This is a genomic window from Intrasporangium calvum DSM 43043 (assembly GCF_000184685.1).
Classification (GTDB): Bacteria; Actinomycetota; Actinomycetes; order Actinomycetales; family Dermatophilaceae; genus Intrasporangium; species Intrasporangium calvum.
Genome location: NC_014830.1, coordinates 1,201,253 through 1,218,575, shown reverse-complemented (window position 1 = coordinate 1,218,575; position 17,323 = coordinate 1,201,253). Strand labels below are relative to the sequence as shown.

Here is a 17,323-nt window from a genome sequence, read left to right as displayed (position 1 = left end):
TGCGGGACCCAGCCCAGCGGCATACGACCTCCCTTGCACACTCGACCCGCACGAACTGCACACTCGACCTTCACCCCAGGAAATACTCCAGACAAGGCCCTTCATGACTGTCGTTGACCGGCTCACCACCATCGCCGGCGAGCCCATCGTGATGCGCGGGCTGAGCAAGTCCTATGTGACCACAGCCGGTCGAAATCCCGTCCTGGACGGAATCGACATCGACATCGCCCCCGGCGAGCTCATCTCGCTCGTGGGGCCGTCGGGTTGCGGGAAGTCCACCATCCTCAAGATCCTCGCCGGGCTCATCCCGTACGACGAGGGAGAGGTGTCGCTCGGGGGGCAACCACCGCGCGAGGGCCGGCGAGATGTCGGGCTCATGCTCCAACAGGCGGTCCTCATGCCCTGGCGCTCGGTCGCCGGCAACATCCGCCTGCCTTTCGACCTCGCCCGGCTCAACGGACCCGAGGTGGAGGAGAGAGTCGCTCAGCTGGTCGAGCTCGTGGGGCTCTCGCACGCCGTGGAACACCGGCCGTGGGAGCTGTCGGGTGGCATGCAGCAGCGCGTCTCGCTCGCTCGAGCCTTGTCCCTGGACCCGGGCGTGATGCTCCTCGACGAACCGTTCTCCGCGCTGGACGAGTTCAAGCGCGAGCACCTGGGGCTCGAGTTCACCCGAATGCACGAGGCGCTGGGTCGAACCACGATCCTCGTCACTCACTCCATCCCCGAGGCCGTCCTGATGTCGGACCGGATCATCGCTCTGGGGGCCAACCCGGGGCGGGTCCTCGCCGACATCAGGGTCGACCTGCCGCGGCCGCGGGTGGCCGCGATGATCGGCACCCCGGCGTTCATGGAGACCAGCCAGAAGGTTCGTCAGGCCCTCGTCGGAGAGGACGGATTGCTCGCATGAGCATCGACACCACCACCCGCGTCGGCGGCGCACCATCGACCCCGGGGAGCGGACGCCGCGCAGCAGTGTCGCGACGGATGCCGGCGCTCTCGAGCCGCGCCGCGAAGATCGGGCTCCCGCTCGCCGTGCTCGTCGCGGGCCTCGCCGGCTGGGAGCTATCAGTCCAGTCCGGCCTGGTCAACCCCATCACCGTCCCCGCTGCGTCGGACACCTTCGCCGCGATGGCCGAGATCATGCAGACGAGCTACTTCTGGGAGTCCACCTGGCAGACGCTCCAGGAGACGCTCTACGGCTTCCTGATCGGAGGGCTTGCCGGCCTCGTCATCGGGGCGCTGACCGGCACGTTCGCGCTGTTCCGCACCGCGCTGTGGCCCTTCGTCGTCGCCTTCCAGAACACCCCGCGCGTCGCGCTGGCCCCTGTCTTCCTCACCTGGTTCGGCTTCGGGATGACATCCAAGGTGGTGATGGCCGCGGTCATCTGCTTCTTCCCCGTGGTGATCAACACCGTCGCGGGAATTGCCTCGGTCGACGACAACGCACGGACCCTGTTCCGGACCTACGGCGCCACGACGCCCCAGACGTTCTTCCGGCTCACTCTCCCCACGGCCGCGCCGGTGGCCTTCGCCGGGATCAAGACCGCCTTGACCCTGGCCCTCCTCGGCGCCATCGTCGGCGAGTTCGTCGGAGCCTCGGAAGGGCTCGGTGTCCTCGTCAAGGAGTTCAACTTCCAGCTCGAGGTGGCGAAGGGCTTCGCGGTCGTCATCTTCCTCGCCCTCATCGGCCTGGCGCTCTACGGCCTGATCGAACTGGCCGAGAAGCGCCTCATCACCTGGAAGCACTGAGGCCTCGACCTGACGCCTCCGCACACCCCCGGGGACACCTGTCCCCCCGGTCTCGCCGTGCCTCGGCACAGCAACTCGAAAGGAACAACGATGAAGACGTTGCTCACCACCACCACGGCCTGCCTCGTCCTCGTCACCGGCCTCGCTGCGTGCAGCGGCGGTGACGTGCAGAGCGCGGCCAAGCCCTCCACTGAGACGGAGATCCTCCTGCCCTTCCCGGAGGGGCTCCCCATGGCGCCGGTGACGGTCGCCAAGGAACAGGGGCTGTTCAAGGCCAACGGCATCGACAACGTCAAGGTCTCGGTGGCGGACGGCTCAGGCTACGTCTCGCAGCAGCTCGTCGCCGGCAACGTCAACTTCGCCCTGATGGGTTCGGCGGACGTCGCGGTTGCCGCCTCCAAGCGTCCTGACGTGCGGGTGCTCTTCTGCCACCAGGCTCACAACGTCTACCGCATCGGCGCGCTCGCTGACAGCGGCGTGACCGACCTCGCCGGCCTGACCGGCAAGTCCCTCGGCATCACCGAGCCGGGTGGCGGCGAGAACGCCCTGGTCAAGGCAGCTCTCGCGAGCGCCGGCCTGACCGACTCCGTGACCCAGCTTCCCATCGGCGGCGCGGGCCCGCAGTCGCTCTCGGCGATCAAGGACGGCAAGGTCCAGGGCTACGCGTCCTCCTACCCCGACTTCGTTGCCCTCGGGGCCCAGGGCATCGAGTTCGTCGACATCACGCCCGAGAAGTACTCGTCGATCCCGGGCACCTGCATGGCGACGACCCAGGAGTTCCTCGACAGCGAAGGCGGCAAGGACGAGGCCAAGGCCGTCACGAAGAGCTGGATCGACGCCGAGTACTACACCTTGGAGAACCGGGACAAGGCGTTCGACCTGGTCTGCGGCGCGGTGCCCTCGGCCTGCGAGAACAAGGAAGCCGCGAAGGCCCTCTTCACTGAGGCCCTCGCGGTGATGGCGCCGAACGAGGGCGACCGCCCGGGCGACACCAAGGCCGAGGTGTGGAAGACCGTGGTCGAGGTGCTCTCGACCGCCGGGACCGTCCCCGCAAGCCTTGACCTGACGAGCAACGTCACCGGGGGCGACCTCGACGAGATCCGCAACGCGGCCTACGCGGGGCGCTGAGGACGGAGCCGGACCGGGTCGGACCGCCGACCGGGATTGGCTGCCGCGGGACCTGCCCATCGGGCAGGTCCCGCGGCCGTCGTCGGCGGGTCAGAGGTGGCTCTCGCGCAACGCCCGGCTCAGGGTGTTCGCCGCGATGCGGATCGCGGGACCCAGCCTCGCCGGGTCGATGGACGTCGTTCGCCCCGTGATGGACAAGGCCGCCCGGACCTTGGAGTCGCTCCCGAACGCTGCCGCGGCCACGCAGGACACTCCGACGTGTGACTCCTCGCGGTCCTGGGCGAACCCCTTGGTCCTGATCTCCTGGAGCTCACGCTGCAGGGCACCCGGAGTCGTGATGGTCCGGGGCGTGACTCGGTCGAGACCGGCGTCGATCCGCGCCCGGACGACCGCGACGGGCGAGTACGCGAGGATCGCCTTGCCCACCCCGGTTGCATGAGCAGGAAACCGCCCACCGGTGCGCGACCCGATCTGGCGGAGCAGGTTCGCGCCGAGGATCTCGACGTACACGACGTCGACACCCTCCAACACGGCCAGATGGATCCGCTGCCGGGTGGCCTCACGGAGGTCCTCCATGATGGGCAGGGCGGCCTGGGACAAGGAGCGGTGTGAGTGGACCCGCTCGCCGATCTCGAAGAGTCGAAGTCCAAGGCGGTAGGAGCCGTCGTCCAGCTGCTCGAGCATGTGCTCTCGGCGCATCTCTGCCGTCATCCGGTGGACGGTGGCCTTGGGAAGGCCCGTGCGTCGGGACAGCTCAGCCAAGGTCAGGCTGGCATCGGCGTTCTTGAACGACTCGAGGAGCGCAAGGGTCCGGCCAAGCACCCCCACAGGCGTGGCTGGGACCTCTGGGATGGGTCCGTTCCGGTCAGTGGAACGCATGTGTTGATTCAACGCCATCGACACGGCACTGTCAGCCCCACCTTCCCACTGATGAGAGGCCTGGTCGATGTCGATCGAAGCCGCGTGGTGCTCCACGACCCCCCGCAAGCCAGCGACGGTGGTAGACCCGCAGATCCCGTCCGGACTGAAGTCAGTGGGTTCCGCCCTGGACGTGCTCGAGTGCTTCGCGGTCGACGGTGAGCTCGGCGTCTCCGACATTGCCCGGCGGCTGGGAGTGGCCAAGTCGACGGCGCACCGGCTGCTCCAGACCCTCGTGTCGCGCGGCTTCGTCGAGCAGGACGCGACGTCCGGTGCCTACCGCTTGGGGATCCACCTCTACGAGCTGGGCCAGCTCGCCCTGGCCCGCAACGAGCTGCGGCACGCCGCGCTGCCCACGCTGCGCCAGGTCGCCCGGGCGACGAATCTGACGGTGAACTTCTCCGTTCCCGAGGGCGCCGACGTCGTCTTCATCGAGCGGATCGAGAACCTCGACGGTGTGCGCATCCTCGGCCACTTCGGGCGGCGACTTCCCTCGCACTGCACGAGCTCCGGCAAGGTGATCGCCGCGTTCAACCCGACGGTCTACCGGGCCCGGCTCAACGCGGGGTTCCCACCTCGACTCCGGGGCACCGTGCGCACGGCCGAGGAGTGGGAGACCGTCGTCGACCAGGTTCGGGCGAAGCGGTACGCCGAGTCCCACGGCGAGTCCTTCGACGGGGCCTCCTCCGTCGCGGTGCCCGTGGTGAGCCATGGGCGGGCCGTCGCTTCCCTGTCCGTGTTCGGGCCGACCGACCAGGTCAAGCCGGCTGTCGGCCAGCTCGTCCCGCTCCTGACCGCCGCGGCGAACCGGATCGTCAAGAACCTCGGCCGCTGAGGAACGGCACGGACTGCGCACTCGAGTGGGTCGTCGCGTCGAGTGGGCACTTCCTGCCGAATGCCGCTGCGCTGGGTCCGGCACGAACTGCGCACTCGAGTGGGTCGTGGCGTCGAGTGTGCACTTCCTGCCGTATGCCGCTGGGCTGGGTCCGGCACGGACTGCGCACTCGAGTGGGTCAGGCGTCGTTCCCGGGAGCGGAACATGGCACGACGGATGACCGGGTGACGACCTACCGTGAACCACGAAGAAGTTGGGTGCGGTCCGCGCGCCCGCGACCTCACGAAGGAAGCCCCTGGTGGACAGCAACTTCCGGTCGAGCGCAGCCAAGGAGCTGCTCGCCGCCTACAGCTCGCGCGAGCCGATCGAGCCGCTCACGTCGACGTATGACGACCTGACGCTCGAGGACGCCTACGCCATCCAGCTGCTCCAGATCGACGAGCTCACCGCGGCTGGCCGGACCATCAAGGGCCACAAGGTCGGCCTCACCTCGGCAGCCATGCAGAAGATGCTCGGCGTCACCGAGCCGGACTACGGGCACCTGCTCGACGACTTCTTCTACCTCGAGCACATGCCGATCCCGGTCGACCGCTTCATCCAGCCTCGGATCGAGCCGGAGATCGCCTTCGTCCTCAAGAAGCCGCTGCGTGGCCCCGGAGTCACCGTCCACGAGGCCATCGCGGCGATCGACTTCGTCCTGCCCGCGCTCGAGCTCGTCGACTCCCGCATCCGGGACTGGAGGATCGGCCTCTTCGACACCATCGCGGACAACGCGTCCTCGGGGGCCGTCGTCCTCGGCTCGACCCCCACCGACGTCACGGCGGTCGACCTGCGCCTCGCGGGAGGCACGTTCCACCGCAACGGACAGGTCGTGGGTACCGGCGCGGGGGGTGCCGTCCTCGGCTCGCCCCTCAACTCGCTCGTCTGGCTCGCCAACACGGTCGGCGCCCGGGGGATCACCCTCGAAGCCGGTCACGTCGTCCTGCCCGGGTCGATCTGCGCGATGGTCCCCGTCGCCGCCGGCGACACGTTCACCGCGACCTTCGCCGGGCTCGGCTCGGTGACCGCCCGCTTCACGTCCAGCTCAGACCGCAGCTCAGACCCCAGCTCGAACCCCAAGGAGTAGCCCGATGGCGAACCACACCCCACGGACCAAGGGCACTGCTGCCATCGTCGGCCCCGGCAACATCGGCACCGACCTCATGTTCAAGCTGATGCGCCGCAGCGACGTCATCGAGCCGCGCTGGATGATCGGCGTCGACCCCTCCTCGGACGGCTTGCGTCGGGCGAAGTCGCTCGGTCTCGAGGCCTCCCACGAGGGCGTCGACTGGCTCCTCGCCCAGGACGAGCTGCCCGACATCGTCTTCGAGTGCACGTCGGCCAAGGCCCACGAGGCGAACGCGCCCCGCTACGCCGAGGCCGGCATCCTCGCCGTCGACCTGACCCCCGCTGCCGTGGGCCCCTACCTCTGCCCGCCGGTCAACCTCGAGTTCAACCTCGACGCGATGAACGTCAACATGATCACCTGCGGCGGTCAGGCGACCACCCCGATCGTCGCGGCGATCTCGAGCGTCGTCCCCGTGCCGTACGCGGAGATCGTCGCCTCGATCTCCTCCAAGTCGGCCGGTCCCGGCACCCGGGCCAACATCGACGAGTTCACCGAGACGACCGCCGCCGCCCTCGAGGTCGTCGGTGGCGCCCAGCGCGGCAAGGCGATCATCATCCTCAACCCCGTCGAACCGCCGCTGATGATGCGCAACACCGTCTTCTGCGCCATCCCTGACGAGGCGGCCGAGCCCGGCGCCCTCCAGGACGCGATCCTCGAGTCGATCCACCGCATGGTGGCGACCGTCCAGGAGTACGTCCCCGGCTACCACCTGCGCGCCGACGTCCAGTTCGACCCCTCACGCGAGACGTGGAAGGGCCAGGCCCGGGTCTTCGTCCCGATCGAGGTCAAGGGCCGTGGCGACTACCTGCCGGACTACGCCGGCAACCTCGACATCATCACCGCGGCTGCCGCCCGCGTCGGCGACATCCTCGTCGCCCACCGCCTCGGCGTCGCGTCCACGTGGAAGTCCTCGGCGGACCTCGGGGAGCTCCCGGACGCCGCAAGCCCCGCAGAGAAGGCAGGAGTCTGAGCCATGGGCGACATGACCATCCGTCCCGAGGACGCCCCGGTCGTCACCGCGCCGGTGACCGAGTCCGAGATCCTCGCCAACACCCCGACGGCGGGCGGCGAGCGCGACCTGCGGATCACCGACTCGACGCTCCGCGACGGCTCGCACGCCATGCAGCACCAGTTCACCGAGGAGCAGGTCCGCGGCGTCGTCCACGCCCTCGACCAGGCGGGCGTCCAGGTCATCGAGGTCTCGCACGGCGACGGCCTCGGCGGGTCGAGCTTCAACTACGGCTTCTCCAAGGTCGACGAGTTCGACCTCATCAAGGCGGCCGTGGACGAGGCGACGCAGGCGAAGATCGCGATCCTCATGCTCCCCGGCCTCGGCACGGTCCACCACCTCAAGCGGGCCCACGCCGCCGGCGCGTCCGTCGCCCGGATCGCGACCCACTGCACCGAGGCGGACGTCTCGCTCCAGCACTTCGCCGCGGCCCGCGACCTCGGGATGGAGACCGTCGGGTTCCTCATGCTGTCGCACAAGGCCTCCCCCGAGGTGCTCGCCCAGCAGGCCCGGATCATGGTCGACGCCGGTGCGCAGTGCGTCTACGTCGTCGACTCGGCCGGGGCGCTCGTCCTCGACACCGCCCAGGAGCGGATCGAGTCGGTCATCGCGGAGATCGGGGCCGAGGCCCAGGTCGGTTTCCACGGCCACCAGAACCTCTCCATGGGCATCGCCAACTCCGTTCTCGCCTACCGGGCGGGCGCCAAGCAGATCGACGGAGCCCTGTGCGCCCTCGGCGCCGGAGCCGGCAACAGCCCGACCGAGGTCCTCGCCGCGACGTACGAGCGGCTGGGCATCCGGACCGGCATCGACCTCGGCCAGGTGCTCTCCGCCGCGGAGGACGTCGTCCGCCCGTTCATCCCGCGCCTGCCGTGGATGGACCGCGCGTCGATCACCCAGGGCTACGCCGGCGTCTACTCCTCGTTCCTGCTCCACGCGGAGCGCGCGGCCGAGCGCTACGGCGTGCCGGCCCACGCGATCCTCCAGCGGGTCGGCGAGGCCGGCTACGTCGGCGGCCAGGAGGACATGATCATCGACATCGCCCTGCAGCTCGCCCAGGAAGCCGAAGAGCGCGAGCGCAACGGCCTGATCATGGGCGACCTCGCCGGGCTCGGGGTGCGCTGATGGCGAAGGGAACCAGGCCCGAGGCCGGTTGGGACATCGAGTCCGTCGCCGCGGAGCTGCTCGCCTGCGAGGACGAACGCCGAGAGCGCGAGCCCTTCACCGACGAGTGGCCCGAGCTCGACCTCGACACGGGCTACGCGATCCAGGACCTCAACCTGCAGAAGCGGCTCGACCGCGGCGAGAAGCTCGTCGGGGTCAAGCTCGGACTGACCAGCCGGGCCAAGCAGCAGCGGATGGGCGTCCACTTCCCCTTCGTCGCCTGGCTGACCGACGCGATGATCCTGCCCATCGGCGACCCGGTCCCCCAGTCGACGCTGATCCACCCGCGCATCGAGCCGGAGATCGTCTTCGTCATGGGTGACCGGCTCGAGGGCCCCGGTGTCACCGCTGCCCAGGCCATGGCCGCCGTCGAGTCGGTGTGGGGCGGCGCCGAGGTCATCGACTCGCGCTACCGCAACTTCCGGTTCAAGGCCGGCGACGTCTCGGCCGACAACGCATCCTCGGGAGCCTTCGTCACCGGCCCGGTGGGCCTCCCGCCGACCGACCTCGACCTGGCCCTCGAGGCCGTCCTCGTCGAGGTGAACGGCGAGATCGTCGACTCCGCCACCGGCGCCGCCGTGCAGGGCCACCCCGGTGAGGCCCTCGCCCTCGCCGCCAACGACCTCGCCCGCCGCGGGCACGCCATCGAGCCCGGCTGGATCGTGCTCACCGGCGGCATGACGGATGCGGTCTTCGCGCCCCCGGGCAGCTCGGTCGCGATGCACTTCACCAACCTCGGCTCCGTCTTCATCAACGGCGGCGAGTGACCGTGCCCCTCATCGAGATCACCCTCGTCGAGGGACGCAGCCCCGAGCAGCTGCGCACCCTCATCTCCAAGGTGACCCAGGCCGCCGTCGAGGCCGTCGACGCGCCCCTGGAGAGCGTCCGGGTCGTCCTTCGTGAAGTGGCCCCGACCCACTTCGCCGCCGGGGACGTCACCATCGCCGAGCGCTCAGCCCAGCGGCATACGGCTCAATCTTCCTGAAACTCAACGCAACCGACAAAGGTGCCACCATGACCGAGTACCCCTTCTTCGGGCACATCATCGACAACGAAGAGGTCGAGTCCCTCGACGGGAAGCGCTTCGACACCATCAACCCGTGGACGCGCGAGAAGTGGGCCGAGGTCGCCGAGGCCTCCGCCGCCGACGCGGAGCGCGCCATCGCGAGCGCCCGCAAGGCGTTCGACGAGGGCCCGTGGCCGCGGATGGGGCGCACCGAGCGCGCCACGCTGATCCACCGGCTGGCCGACCTCATGGAGGAGCACGCCGACGAGCTCGCGCGGCTCGACTCGACGGACATGGCCAAGCCGTTCGCCCAGGCCAAGCACGACGTCGCCCGCTCGGTGTGGAACTTCCGGTTCTTCGCCGACCACCAGCGCGACCACGTCGGCGAGGTCATGCCGATGGACAGCGGCCACCACACGTACACCGAGTACGGCCCGGCCGGCGTCGTCGCCGCGATCTCCCCCTGGAACTTCCCGCTCATGATGGCCTCGTGGAAGATCGCCCCCGCCATCGCCTGGGGCAACACCTGCATCATCAAGCCGGCCGAGGACACCCCGGCGTCGGTCGTCATGCTCGGCCGGCTCGCCATCGAGGCCGGCTTCCCGCCCGGCGTCCTCAACGTGCTCAACGGCTTCGGCGTGCCGGCCGGCTCGTCGCTGACCGGCGACCCGCGCGTCGACCGCGTCACCTTCACCGGTGAGTCCGGCACCGGCCGCATCATCATGACGGCCGCCGCGCAGAACCTCACCCCCGTCAGCCTCGAGCTCGGCGGCAAGGGCGCCAACATCGTCTTCGAGGACGCGGACATCGACAACGCCGTCCACTGGGCCGTCGAGGCGATCTTCCGCAACGCCGGCCAGGTGTGCCTCGCCGGGTCGCGCCTCTTCGTCCAGGCCGGCATCTACGAGGAGTTCCTCGCCCGCTTCAAGGAGGCCGCGGAGAACCTCGTCATCGGAGAGCCCTTCGCCGCCGACACCCAGTTCTCGTGCCTCGCCTCCGAGGAGCACTACCTCAAGGTCAAGTCCTACGTCGACACCGTCGAGGAGCAGGGCGGCAAGATCCTCACCGGCGGCCTCGCCGAGGACGGCTCCTGGCTCGTGCGACCGACGATCATCACCGACCTCCCGCTCACGGCGACGCAGTACTGCCAGGAGATCTTCGGGCCGGTCGTCGTCGTCAACACGTTCGAGACCGAGGCCGAGGTCGTGCACCTGGCCAACGACACGGCGTACGGACTCAACGCGATGCTCTTCACCGAGAACCTCTCGCGCGCCCACCGCGTCTCCTCGAACCTCAAGGCCGGCACCGTCTGGGTCAACTGCTTCTTCATCCGCGACCTGCGCACGCCCTTCGGCGGCGTCGGCGACTCGGGGGTCGGGCGTGAGGGCGGCAACTTCAGCCGCGAGTTCTTCACCGAGCCGAAGGCCGTCGTCATGCAGATCGACCGGCAGGTCAGGGCGTGACCGAGCCCAGCCCCCTCGGGGGCGAGATCCTCGACGTCGCCGGAGTGCCCACCTGGGTCCACGACGTCGGCGACGGGCCGGTGGTACTGCTGCTCCACGGCTCCGGACCGGGCGTCAGCGCGGCTGCCAACTGGCGCCTGACCATCCCGGCACTCGTCGCAGCCGGGCACCGCGTCATCGCGCCGGACCAGCTCGGCTTCGGCCGGACCGTGCCGCCCGAGGGACACGAGTACTCCGTCGACTCGTGGCTGGCTCACGCGGTCGCCCTGCTCGACGTCCTCGGTGTCGAGCGGGCGAGCGTCGTCGGCAACTCCTTCGGCGGGGCGATGGCCCTGCGGCTGGCCAGCCAGCACGCCGACCGGGTCGACCGGCTCGTCCTGATGGGGTCGGTCGGCGTGCCGTTCCCGATCACCGAGGGGCTCGACGCCGTGTGGGGCTACGAGCCGTCCGTGGACAACATGCGCGCGCTGCTCGACCTCTTCGCCCACGACACGTCCCGGATGACCGACGACCTGGCCCGAGACCGGTACGAGGCCTCGGTCAAGGACGGCGCGGACGAGCGGTTCGCGGCGATGTTCCCGGCACCCCGGCAGCGCTGGGTCGACTCGATGGTGCTGCCGATGGACGAGATCCGCTCGATCAGCGCGCCGACGCTGCTCTTCCACGGCCGCGAGGACCAGGTCATCCCGTTCACGACGTCGCTCAACCTCTTCCACCTCATCGAGCAGTCCCAGCTGCACGTGTTCGGTCAGTGCGGCCACTGGACGCAGATCGAGTACGCGGACGACTTCAACGCGCTGCTCGCCCGCTTCCTCGCCTGAGCGACGACGACGACGACGCCCGTATGCCGCTGAGCTGAGTCCCGCTGCCCGCCCCCCTCTCGTCGAGTGTGCACCTCTTGTCGGCAGGAACTGCACACTCGACGGAGGTGGAGGGGCCCAGCACGAAGGGCCGGAACCCCGTGGGTTCCGGCCCTTCTGGTGCGTGAGGTGGCGGGCGCGCGGCCCGCTCAGCTCAGCGACTGCTCAGCGACTGCTCAGACGAGACGGACGCGCATCGCCTGCGGGCCCTTGGGGCCCTGCTCGACGTCGAACTCGACGGCCTGGTTCTCCTCGAGGCTGCGGTAGCCGTTGGTCTGGATCTCCGAGTAGTGGACGAAGACGTCCGGACCCTCGGTCGGGGCGATGAAGCCAAAGCCCTTCTCCGAGTTGAACCACTTGACGGTTCCTTGTGCCATGGTGTGCTCCTTGTTTCAGGTACTAACGGACTCGTCGAGCGACGGTCCGGGTCGGCAAGGACGCGACCAGATTCCTGGGACAGGAGCAGGTTGCGCTCGCAATGTCTTCTGCGAGCGTGCAACACACAAACAGCAAACGTTGACCAGGACCAACTCTAGCCCCTGCGCGCGTGATCACCCAATCCGGGCGGCGGCGGCGAGCGCCGCCAGCGCGGCGGTGAAGCACTGTTCGGGTGGGTTGACCAGCCCGGCTCCGACCTGGCCGACACCGGCCACGCGTCCGGCCATGCCGGTGTTGATCTGCGGGAGGATCCCGGTCCGGGCGACGGCCGCCACGTCGATGGCGGTCGGCGTCCCCCGGAACTCGAGGATCGGCACCTGGTAGGCCGGGTGCTCCCCGACGGTGATCTCGTACATCGTCTGGGTTGCGCGCAACGCGAAGGGCACGTCACCGCCGACGAAACGGACGATCGCGGGGGCCGCTGCCATGGCGAAGCCGCCGATCCCGGCGGTCTCGGTGATGGCCGAGTCGCCGATGTCCGGGTTGGCGTCCTCCGGCCCGTAGGAGCCGAGGAAGAGGCCCGCCGGGGTGTTCGCCGGCCCGATGAACCAGTCGTCGCCGGTCCCGGAGACCCGGATGCCGAAGTCGGTCCCGTTGCGGGCCATCGTCGTCACGACGGACGACCCCGGGATCCCGTGGGCGGCAAGGGTGGCCAGCTTGCAGGCGGGCATGCCGAGGTTGAGGAAGAAGTGCTCGTTGGCTCCCGAGAAGCGCACCGCCTCGGCGATGTCGGTCGAGGGCGCGTCCGCGGTGATCATCGTCGGCAGCAGCTCGCGCAGGAGCATGAGCGACCCGGCGCGGTTGCGGTTGTGCCCCTCGTCGCCCATCTGGAGCATCTGGGCGATGATCGCCTTGACGTCGATCGGACCGGAGGCCTCGACCCGGGTCCGGACGGCCTGCTGCAGCAGTGGGCCCAGCACGGAGTTCATCCAGTGCAGCCGGTCGATGACCTCGGTCCCGTAGGCGCCGTAGCGCAGCACCTTCCCGAGCCCCTCGTTGAGCGAGCACCAGGAGCGGTTGCCGTGGACGTCGTCGCGCAGCTCGTAGAGCCACATCGACGGGCTGATCACGCCGGCCATCGGGCCGACGGCGTCGCGGTGGTGGCAGGGCTCGAGGGTGATGCCGTCGCCGCGCTCGAGTGCCGCCTCGGCCTCCTCCGGGGTGTCGGCCAGCCCCTCGAAGAGCATCGCCCCGATGAGCGCCCCCTTGAGCGGCCCGCTCGCGCGGTCGAAGGTGATCGGAGGGCCCGCGTGGAGGAACGTTCCCTTCTCGAGCCCCAACGCCTCGCGAGCGGGCCGCACGTCGACGAAGTCTGCCCCGGCCGCCGTCATCCGCTCGAACGCCAGCCGGTTGGCCTCCGCACGGCGGGCGTCGGCGAGGACGACCGCCAGGTCGCGCTCGGTTCCCGCGAGCGGTGGCTGCCACGCCGCTTCGCTGACCGGGACCGCTTGGGCGCGAACGGATTCCGCGAACAGCGGCACGCCCGCGGCCGCGAGGGACAGGTCCGCTGTGAGCAGTCCGTGCAGCTGCGTGGCCGGCTCCGTGTGACGGGCCGTGCCCTCGATGCCGGATGCCGCCGGGCTCGTCCCCGACGCCGGCTCGGCAGGTGCCCGGCCGAGGAGCCGGACGGCCTGGCGGGTCGCGGCGGCGTTCGAGAGGAGGACCGAGGCCCCGGCGTCGCGCAGCAGCAGGGCGCTGCGAGTCAGCCCTTGGGGGTCGTCCTCCGTGCCGGTGATCGAGACGACGACGGGCAGGGTCCGTCCTGATGCCTCCGCCGTGGCCCGGGCGACGCGGATCGTGTCCGCGAGCTCGGGCGCCGGGTCCGGGTGCGCGGCGTGACCGAGGACGAGGTCGAGGAGCAGGACGCCGCACGTCGGGTCGGTCGCCTCGGCCGCGATCCGCTCGAGGCGCAGCGACGGGTCGATCATCGGGTGCGGACGGCCCCGGGTGAGGGTGTCGTCGCCGAAGTCGATGACGACGTGCCCGGCATCGGTCAGCTCTGGCCCGAGGAAGAGGTCGGGGCGCAACGGGATGTTGGACCGGATGTCACCGAGGGTCTGCCCGGCCACGAGCATCGCCTCGTCGGCGAGGGTCCCGCCGACGAAGAGGCCGCGGAGCGACGACCCGGTCGCGGCCGGCTGGTCCGCCTCCCAACGCGGCCACTCCACCTCGGCGCCGAGGGCAGCCAGGACCGACTCGACCGCGGCGGTGAGGTCCGGCTTCCCCGCCCCGAGCGTCGCCCAGTGGACCGGCTTGCCGAGCCCAGCGGCATACGACTCGATGTCGGAGAGCACCTCAGCGGCAGGAGGCTTGGAGACGACGACGATCCGCTCGGTGGCCGGGTCCGCGGCGAGGGCTGCGAGCGCCTGCCTCGTGGAGCGTCCGCCCACAGCTGCGGACAGGTCGCGGCCGCCGACGCCGAGGACGTGGCTGACGCCCACCCCGGCGGCCTCGAGGAGGCACATCACCTGCTGCGCGCCGGTGCCCGACGCGGCGACGACCCCGACCGAGCCGGAGCGGACGACGTTGGCGAAGCCGAGGGCGACCCCGCCGACGACCGCCGTCCCGCAGTCCGGACCCATCACGAGGACGGCCCGGCGCTCGGCGATGGACTTGAGCCGCACCTCGTCCTCGACCGGCACGTTGTCCGAGAAGATCATGACGCTCACGCCCGCCTCGACCGCGTCCAGGGCCTCCGTCGTCGCGTGCTGCCCCGGCACGGAGACGAGCGCGAGGTTGGCGCCCACCCGGTGGAGCACCCCGCCGAGGGTCCGGGGGGCCGGCGCCTCGCCGAAGCCGCCCGCCTGCGACCCCGCCGCACGGAGACCCGCGAGTGCCTCGTCGAGGGCTGCGAGCCCCGCGGCGATCGCTTCCTCGTCTCCGCGGATGGCCACGACGAGGTCGTTCGGACCGGCCGCCGGCACGTCGAAGCCCATCCCCATGATGACGGCGAGGTTGAGCTCCGTGGCCATCGCCACCTGGGCCGCGGCGACCCCGGGGGCAGCCGCCACGGTCCGCGAGACCTGCATGAGGCTGACGGAGTCGACGTAGGCGCCGGTGCGGATCTCGACCTGGTCAGGCATGGAGGACCCCTTCCTGGGCGGAGGCGTGCACGGTGCCCGTCCGGTGGCCGACGGCTCGGTGGCCGACGGCTCGGTGGCCGACGGCTCGGTGGGCGCTGAGCGCTCGGCGGGCCCCGGTGATGCCGGCGAGGAGGTCCCGACCCGAGGAGTGGCCGATGGCGAGCACGCGCTCGAGGAGCCTCGGGTCCGGCGACGGGCCGGGCGCCGCGAGGAGCGCGACGACCTCGGGGACGGCGTAGCCCTCGACCGCGGCCCGGAGCAGGGCGGCCGAGACCGAGGTGGTGCGGTCCAGCAGCGGCCCGAGGTGCGAGCCGACCCGGTCGACCGCGCGCAGCCGGCCGGCAGCCCGGAGCGCGAGGACGACCCCGGCGATCGCGTCGTCGCCGCTCGGCGTCAGCCCGCGCCCGGCCCCGACGAGGGACCGGAGGAAGGGAGCAACGGGCTGGTTCGTGAGGGCTGCCGCAGCCAGGTCCTGGGCGAGGGCGGCCAGCCACCTCTGCGCCTCGGGTGGCCAGTCGAGTGCGCAGTGGAGTGCACAATCGGTGTCGTCGAGTGTGCAGTCGAGTGCGCAGTCGAGTGGCCGGTGGGGTGGCTGGTCGGGTGGGGGCGGCGCGACGCGGGGCAGGCGCTGAACCCGGGCTGCAACGACATCAGCCCGGGCCAGCCGCACCCGCCCCTCGCCCACGTCGACCTCGTCCCCGGGGGACACGTCCCATCGCACGTCCGGCGACCAGGTCGGGAGGCGGAGCCCGATCGGCTGGAGCAGCGCATCCCGCGCCAGCAGTGCGAGCACGGCGTCGTGCGGGCCGAGACCCACGTAGACGCACGTCGGGAAGACACCGAGCACTCGTGCCGCACGCCGCGGACCGGCCACCGCCCCGAGGACCAGGGGGGACACGGCCGCGGGCCACGACGGGCGCGCGGCAGCGGTCAGCACAGGCGCCACTCCTCCCTTCACCCGGGTCGATGACCGACGCTACCGAGGCAGGCTAGGGTGCGCTCATGGTGAATGTTGCCAACGATCTCGTCCTCATCGAGGGTGACTTGACAGCGGAATCGGCCTCCGAGCTCGCTTCCGTCAAGGCGCAGCTCGAGCGTCAGACGCTCGCCCTGCGCCGCCTCGAGGACGCCGACCGGGCTCTGGTGCAGATCGTCCTCGCCGGCGGCACCCTCGACGAGCTCTGCGAACGCGTCGTGTCCTTCCTCGACGCGACAGGCGGTGCGGTCGCCATGGTGACGACGACCGACGGACGGGTCATCGCCCGGGCCGGGGCTGCCGACGAGCTCGCCCGGGCGGTGGCGCTCCCCTGCTTCGACCGGTCCGGACGCTTCCTCGTGGAGTCCGAGTCGATGGGAGCACGCGACGCCGGCACCGACTCCGACCGGGCCGCCGTGCGGATCATCGCGGGCCAGCTCGACCACGGCGTCATCGTCGCCTTCTCCAGCCGGCGCACCCTCACCGAGGACGACGTGCGACTCCTCGAACGAGCCGCCACCGTGGCCGCCCTGGCCATCACCAAGGACCAGGCCGTCGCCGCCGTCGAGAGCAAGTACCGCGCCGAGTTCCTCCGGGACGCGCTGTCCGGCCGGGCCGGGACCCCGATCGACGCCATCGCCCACGCGTCATCGCTCGGCTGGGACATCGACCGGCCGATGGTCGTGGTGGTGGCCGAGACCGACGAGGACGACGACCAGACCGAGCGGGAACGCGACGAGATCCGGTTCCTCCAGCAGCGGTTCGCCAGGGCCTGGACGCACGCCGTGGGCGTCCGCGACCCGAGCACCCCCGTGGTGGGTTTCAGCCGCGAGGTCGTGGTGCTCGTCGCCGTGGGCGAGTCCGGCGACACCGAGCGGGTCATGCGCGTCGTGGGAGAACTCGTCCGGATCGTCCGCGGCGACGGCGGCGGGGGACGCCGCAGCTTCTCGACCGGTGTGTCGCGGACGATCACGTCTCCCGCGCAGCTGCCCCAGGCCTACGACGAGGCCCTGTCCGCCGTCACCGTGGGCCGCCAGATGCAGGGTGACGGCGCCCTCGCGCACGTCGACGGGCTCGGCATCTACCGGCTCCTCGCCCTCATCCCGGACGGGGCCGCCCTGCGCCGCTTCGTCCGTGAGACGCTGCGCGAGCTCGCCACGGACGACCAGCCGGAGTACGCCGACCTCCGCCAGACGCTCAGCATCCTCATCGACACGAACATGAACGTCGCCGAGACCGCGCGGCTGCTCTTCTTCCACTACAACACGCTGCGCTACCGCATCGGCAAGCTCGAGAAGATGCTCGGCCCGTTCACCTCCGACCCCGAGCTGCGGCTCACCCTGGCCCTCGCCCTCAAGGTCCACCAGATGCGCGGCCTCTGACCCCGATCGAAAGAGCAGTTTGTCCCGGGCCGCGACCAGGTCACGGCCGCGCCCAAGGGGGACAAACTGCTCTTTCGATCGGGGAGGGCGGGGGGCTGGGAACGGGCGTTCGGCTGGGACCGAGCTCAGCGGCATACGGCACCG

At 70.6% G+C, this 17,323-nt stretch carries 16 protein-coding genes; 12 read left to right on the top strand and 4 right to left on the bottom strand.

Annotated features, from left to right (window positions below; genetic code table 11):
* The first annotated feature begins 103 nt into the window (after positions 1 to 103).
* From INTCA_RS05540 to INTCA_RS05530, 3 genes are all read left to right on the top strand, one after another.
* Positions 104 to 907, top strand: coding sequence for an ABC transporter ATP-binding protein (locus INTCA_RS05540; RefSeq protein ID WP_013491940.1), 804 nt, complete (start codon positions 104 to 106; stop codon positions 905 to 907).
* A complete protein-coding gene (locus INTCA_RS05535; RefSeq protein WP_013491939.1) occupies positions 904 to 1,749 on the top strand; it encodes an ABC transporter permease in 846 nt (281 codons plus the stop codon). The genes INTCA_RS05540 and INTCA_RS05535 overlap by 4 nt, the downstream gene beginning before the upstream one ends.
* 90 nt (positions 1,750 to 1,839) lie before the next feature.
* Positions 1,840 to 2,877, top strand: a complete 1,038-nt coding sequence (locus INTCA_RS05530; RefSeq protein WP_013491938.1) for an ABC transporter substrate-binding protein — start codon at positions 1,840 to 1,842, stop codon at positions 2,875 to 2,877.
* 90 nt (positions 2,878 to 2,967) lie between these two features.
* On the opposite strand, the gene INTCA_RS05525 is transcribed toward INTCA_RS05530, so the two are convergent.
* A complete protein-coding gene (locus INTCA_RS05525; RefSeq protein WP_013491937.1) occupies positions 2,968 to 3,756 on the bottom strand; it encodes an IclR family transcriptional regulator in 789 nt (262 codons plus the stop codon).
* 67 nt (positions 3,757 to 3,823) lie between these two features.
* On the opposite strand from INTCA_RS05525, the gene INTCA_RS05520 reads away from it, so the two are divergent.
* The 8 genes from INTCA_RS05520 to INTCA_RS05485 all read left to right on the top strand — a co-directional run bounded on the left by INTCA_RS05520 (position 3,824) and on the right by INTCA_RS05485 (position 11,261).
* Positions 3,824 to 4,630: an IclR family transcriptional regulator gene (locus INTCA_RS05520; protein ID WP_013491936.1), complete on the top strand. Its 807-nt coding sequence runs from the start codon at positions 3,824 to 3,826 to the stop codon at positions 4,628 to 4,630.
* Between the two features lie 298 nt (positions 4,631 to 4,928).
* Positions 4,929 to 5,756 (top strand): 2-keto-4-pentenoate hydratase, encoded by an 828-nt coding sequence (locus INTCA_RS05515; RefSeq protein WP_013491935.1) that lies wholly within the window; start codon positions 4,929 to 4,931, stop codon positions 5,754 to 5,756.
* 4 nt (positions 5,757 to 5,760) lie between these two features.
* On the top strand, positions 5,761 to 6,768 hold the full coding sequence (locus INTCA_RS05510; protein ID WP_013491934.1) for an acetaldehyde dehydrogenase (acetylating): 1,008 nt from the start codon (positions 5,761 to 5,763) through the stop codon (positions 6,766 to 6,768).
* Between the two features lie 3 nt (positions 6,769 to 6,771).
* Positions 6,772 to 7,932, top strand: a complete 1,161-nt coding sequence (gene dmpG / locus INTCA_RS05505) for a 4-hydroxy-2-oxovalerate aldolase (protein WP_013491933.1) — start codon at positions 6,772 to 6,774, stop codon at positions 7,930 to 7,932.
* Positions 7,932 to 8,738, top strand: coding sequence for a 2-keto-4-pentenoate hydratase (locus INTCA_RS05500; protein ID WP_013491932.1), 807 nt, complete (start codon positions 7,932 to 7,934; stop codon positions 8,736 to 8,738). The genes dmpG and INTCA_RS05500 overlap by 1 nt, the downstream gene beginning before the upstream one ends.
* Positions 8,735 to 8,956: a 2-hydroxymuconate tautomerase gene (locus tag INTCA_RS05495; protein ID WP_244859874.1), complete on the top strand. Its 222-nt coding sequence runs from the start codon at positions 8,735 to 8,737 to the stop codon at positions 8,954 to 8,956. Before INTCA_RS05500 ends, INTCA_RS05495 begins: the two co-directional genes overlap by 4 nt.
* A gap of 29 nt (positions 8,957 to 8,985) precedes the next feature.
* Positions 8,986 to 10,440: an aldehyde dehydrogenase gene (locus INTCA_RS05490; RefSeq protein WP_013491930.1), complete on the top strand. Its 1,455-nt coding sequence runs from the start codon at positions 8,986 to 8,988 to the stop codon at positions 10,438 to 10,440.
* Entirely contained in the window at positions 10,437 to 11,261 is an 825-nt protein-coding gene (locus tag INTCA_RS05485) for an alpha/beta fold hydrolase (RefSeq protein ID WP_013491929.1), read from the top strand. Before INTCA_RS05490 ends, INTCA_RS05485 begins: the two co-directional genes overlap by 4 nt.
* 215 nt (positions 11,262 to 11,476) lie before the next feature.
* Here INTCA_RS05485 and INTCA_RS05480 read toward each other — a convergent pair whose 3' ends face one another.
* The 3 genes from INTCA_RS05480 to INTCA_RS18575 form a co-directional block, all read right to left on the bottom strand.
* A complete protein-coding gene (locus tag INTCA_RS05480) occupies positions 11,477 to 11,677 on the bottom strand; it encodes a cold-shock protein (RefSeq protein WP_013491928.1) in 201 nt (66 codons plus the stop codon).
* 174 nt (positions 11,678 to 11,851) lie between these two features.
* Positions 11,852 to 14,821: a bifunctional FdrA/YlbE family protein gene (locus tag INTCA_RS05475; RefSeq protein WP_013491927.1), complete on the bottom strand. Its 2,970-nt coding sequence runs from the start codon at positions 14,819 to 14,821 to the stop codon at positions 11,852 to 11,854.
* Positions 14,814 to 15,758, bottom strand: coding sequence for an oxamate carbamoyltransferase subunit AllH family protein (locus INTCA_RS18575; protein WP_013491926.1), 945 nt, complete (start codon positions 15,756 to 15,758; stop codon positions 14,814 to 14,816). The genes INTCA_RS05475 and INTCA_RS18575 overlap by 8 nt, the downstream gene beginning before the upstream one ends.
* A gap of 65 nt (positions 15,759 to 15,823) precedes the next feature.
* Here INTCA_RS18575 and INTCA_RS05465 point away from each other — a divergent pair, with 65 nt between their 5' ends.
* A complete protein-coding gene (locus INTCA_RS05465) occupies positions 15,824 to 17,179 on the top strand; it encodes a PucR family transcriptional regulator (protein ID WP_013491925.1) in 1,356 nt (451 codons plus the stop codon).
* The last annotated feature ends 144 nt before the right edge of the window (positions 17,180 to 17,323 follow it).

Coding starts and splice junctions, on each gene's coding strand:
- INTCA_RS05540 (WP_013491940.1), top strand. CDS start 104: ATGACTGTCGTTGACCGGCTCACCACCATCGCCGGCGAGCCCATCGTG.
- INTCA_RS05535 (WP_013491939.1), top strand. CDS start 904: ATGAGCATCGACACCACCACCCGCGTCGGCGGCGCACCATCGACCCCG.
- INTCA_RS05530 (WP_013491938.1), top strand. CDS start 1,840: ATGAAGACGTTGCTCACCACCACCACGGCCTGCCTCGTCCTCGTCACC.
- INTCA_RS05525 (WP_013491937.1), bottom strand. CDS start 3,756: ATGCGTTCCACTGACCGGAACGGACCCATCCCAGAGGTCCCAGCCACG.
- INTCA_RS05520 (WP_013491936.1), top strand. CDS start 3,824: ATGTCGATCGAAGCCGCGTGGTGCTCCACGACCCCCCGCAAGCCAGCG.
- INTCA_RS05510 (WP_013491934.1), top strand. CDS start 5,761: ATGGCGAACCACACCCCACGGACCAAGGGCACTGCTGCCATCGTCGGC.
- dmpG (WP_013491933.1), top strand. CDS start 6,772: ATGGGCGACATGACCATCCGTCCCGAGGACGCCCCGGTCGTCACCGCG.
- INTCA_RS05500 (WP_013491932.1), top strand. CDS start 7,932: ATGGCGAAGGGAACCAGGCCCGAGGCCGGTTGGGACATCGAGTCCGTC.
- INTCA_RS05490 (WP_013491930.1), top strand. CDS start 8,986: ATGACCGAGTACCCCTTCTTCGGGCACATCATCGACAACGAAGAGGTC.
- INTCA_RS05480 (WP_013491928.1), bottom strand. CDS start 11,677: ATGGCACAAGGAACCGTCAAGTGGTTCAACTCGGAGAAGGGCTTTGGC.
- INTCA_RS05475 (WP_013491927.1), bottom strand. CDS start 14,821: ATGCCTGACCAGGTCGAGATCCGCACCGGCGCCTACGTCGACTCCGTC.
- INTCA_RS05465 (WP_013491925.1), top strand. CDS start 15,824: ATGGTGAATGTTGCCAACGATCTCGTCCTCATCGAGGGTGACTTGACA.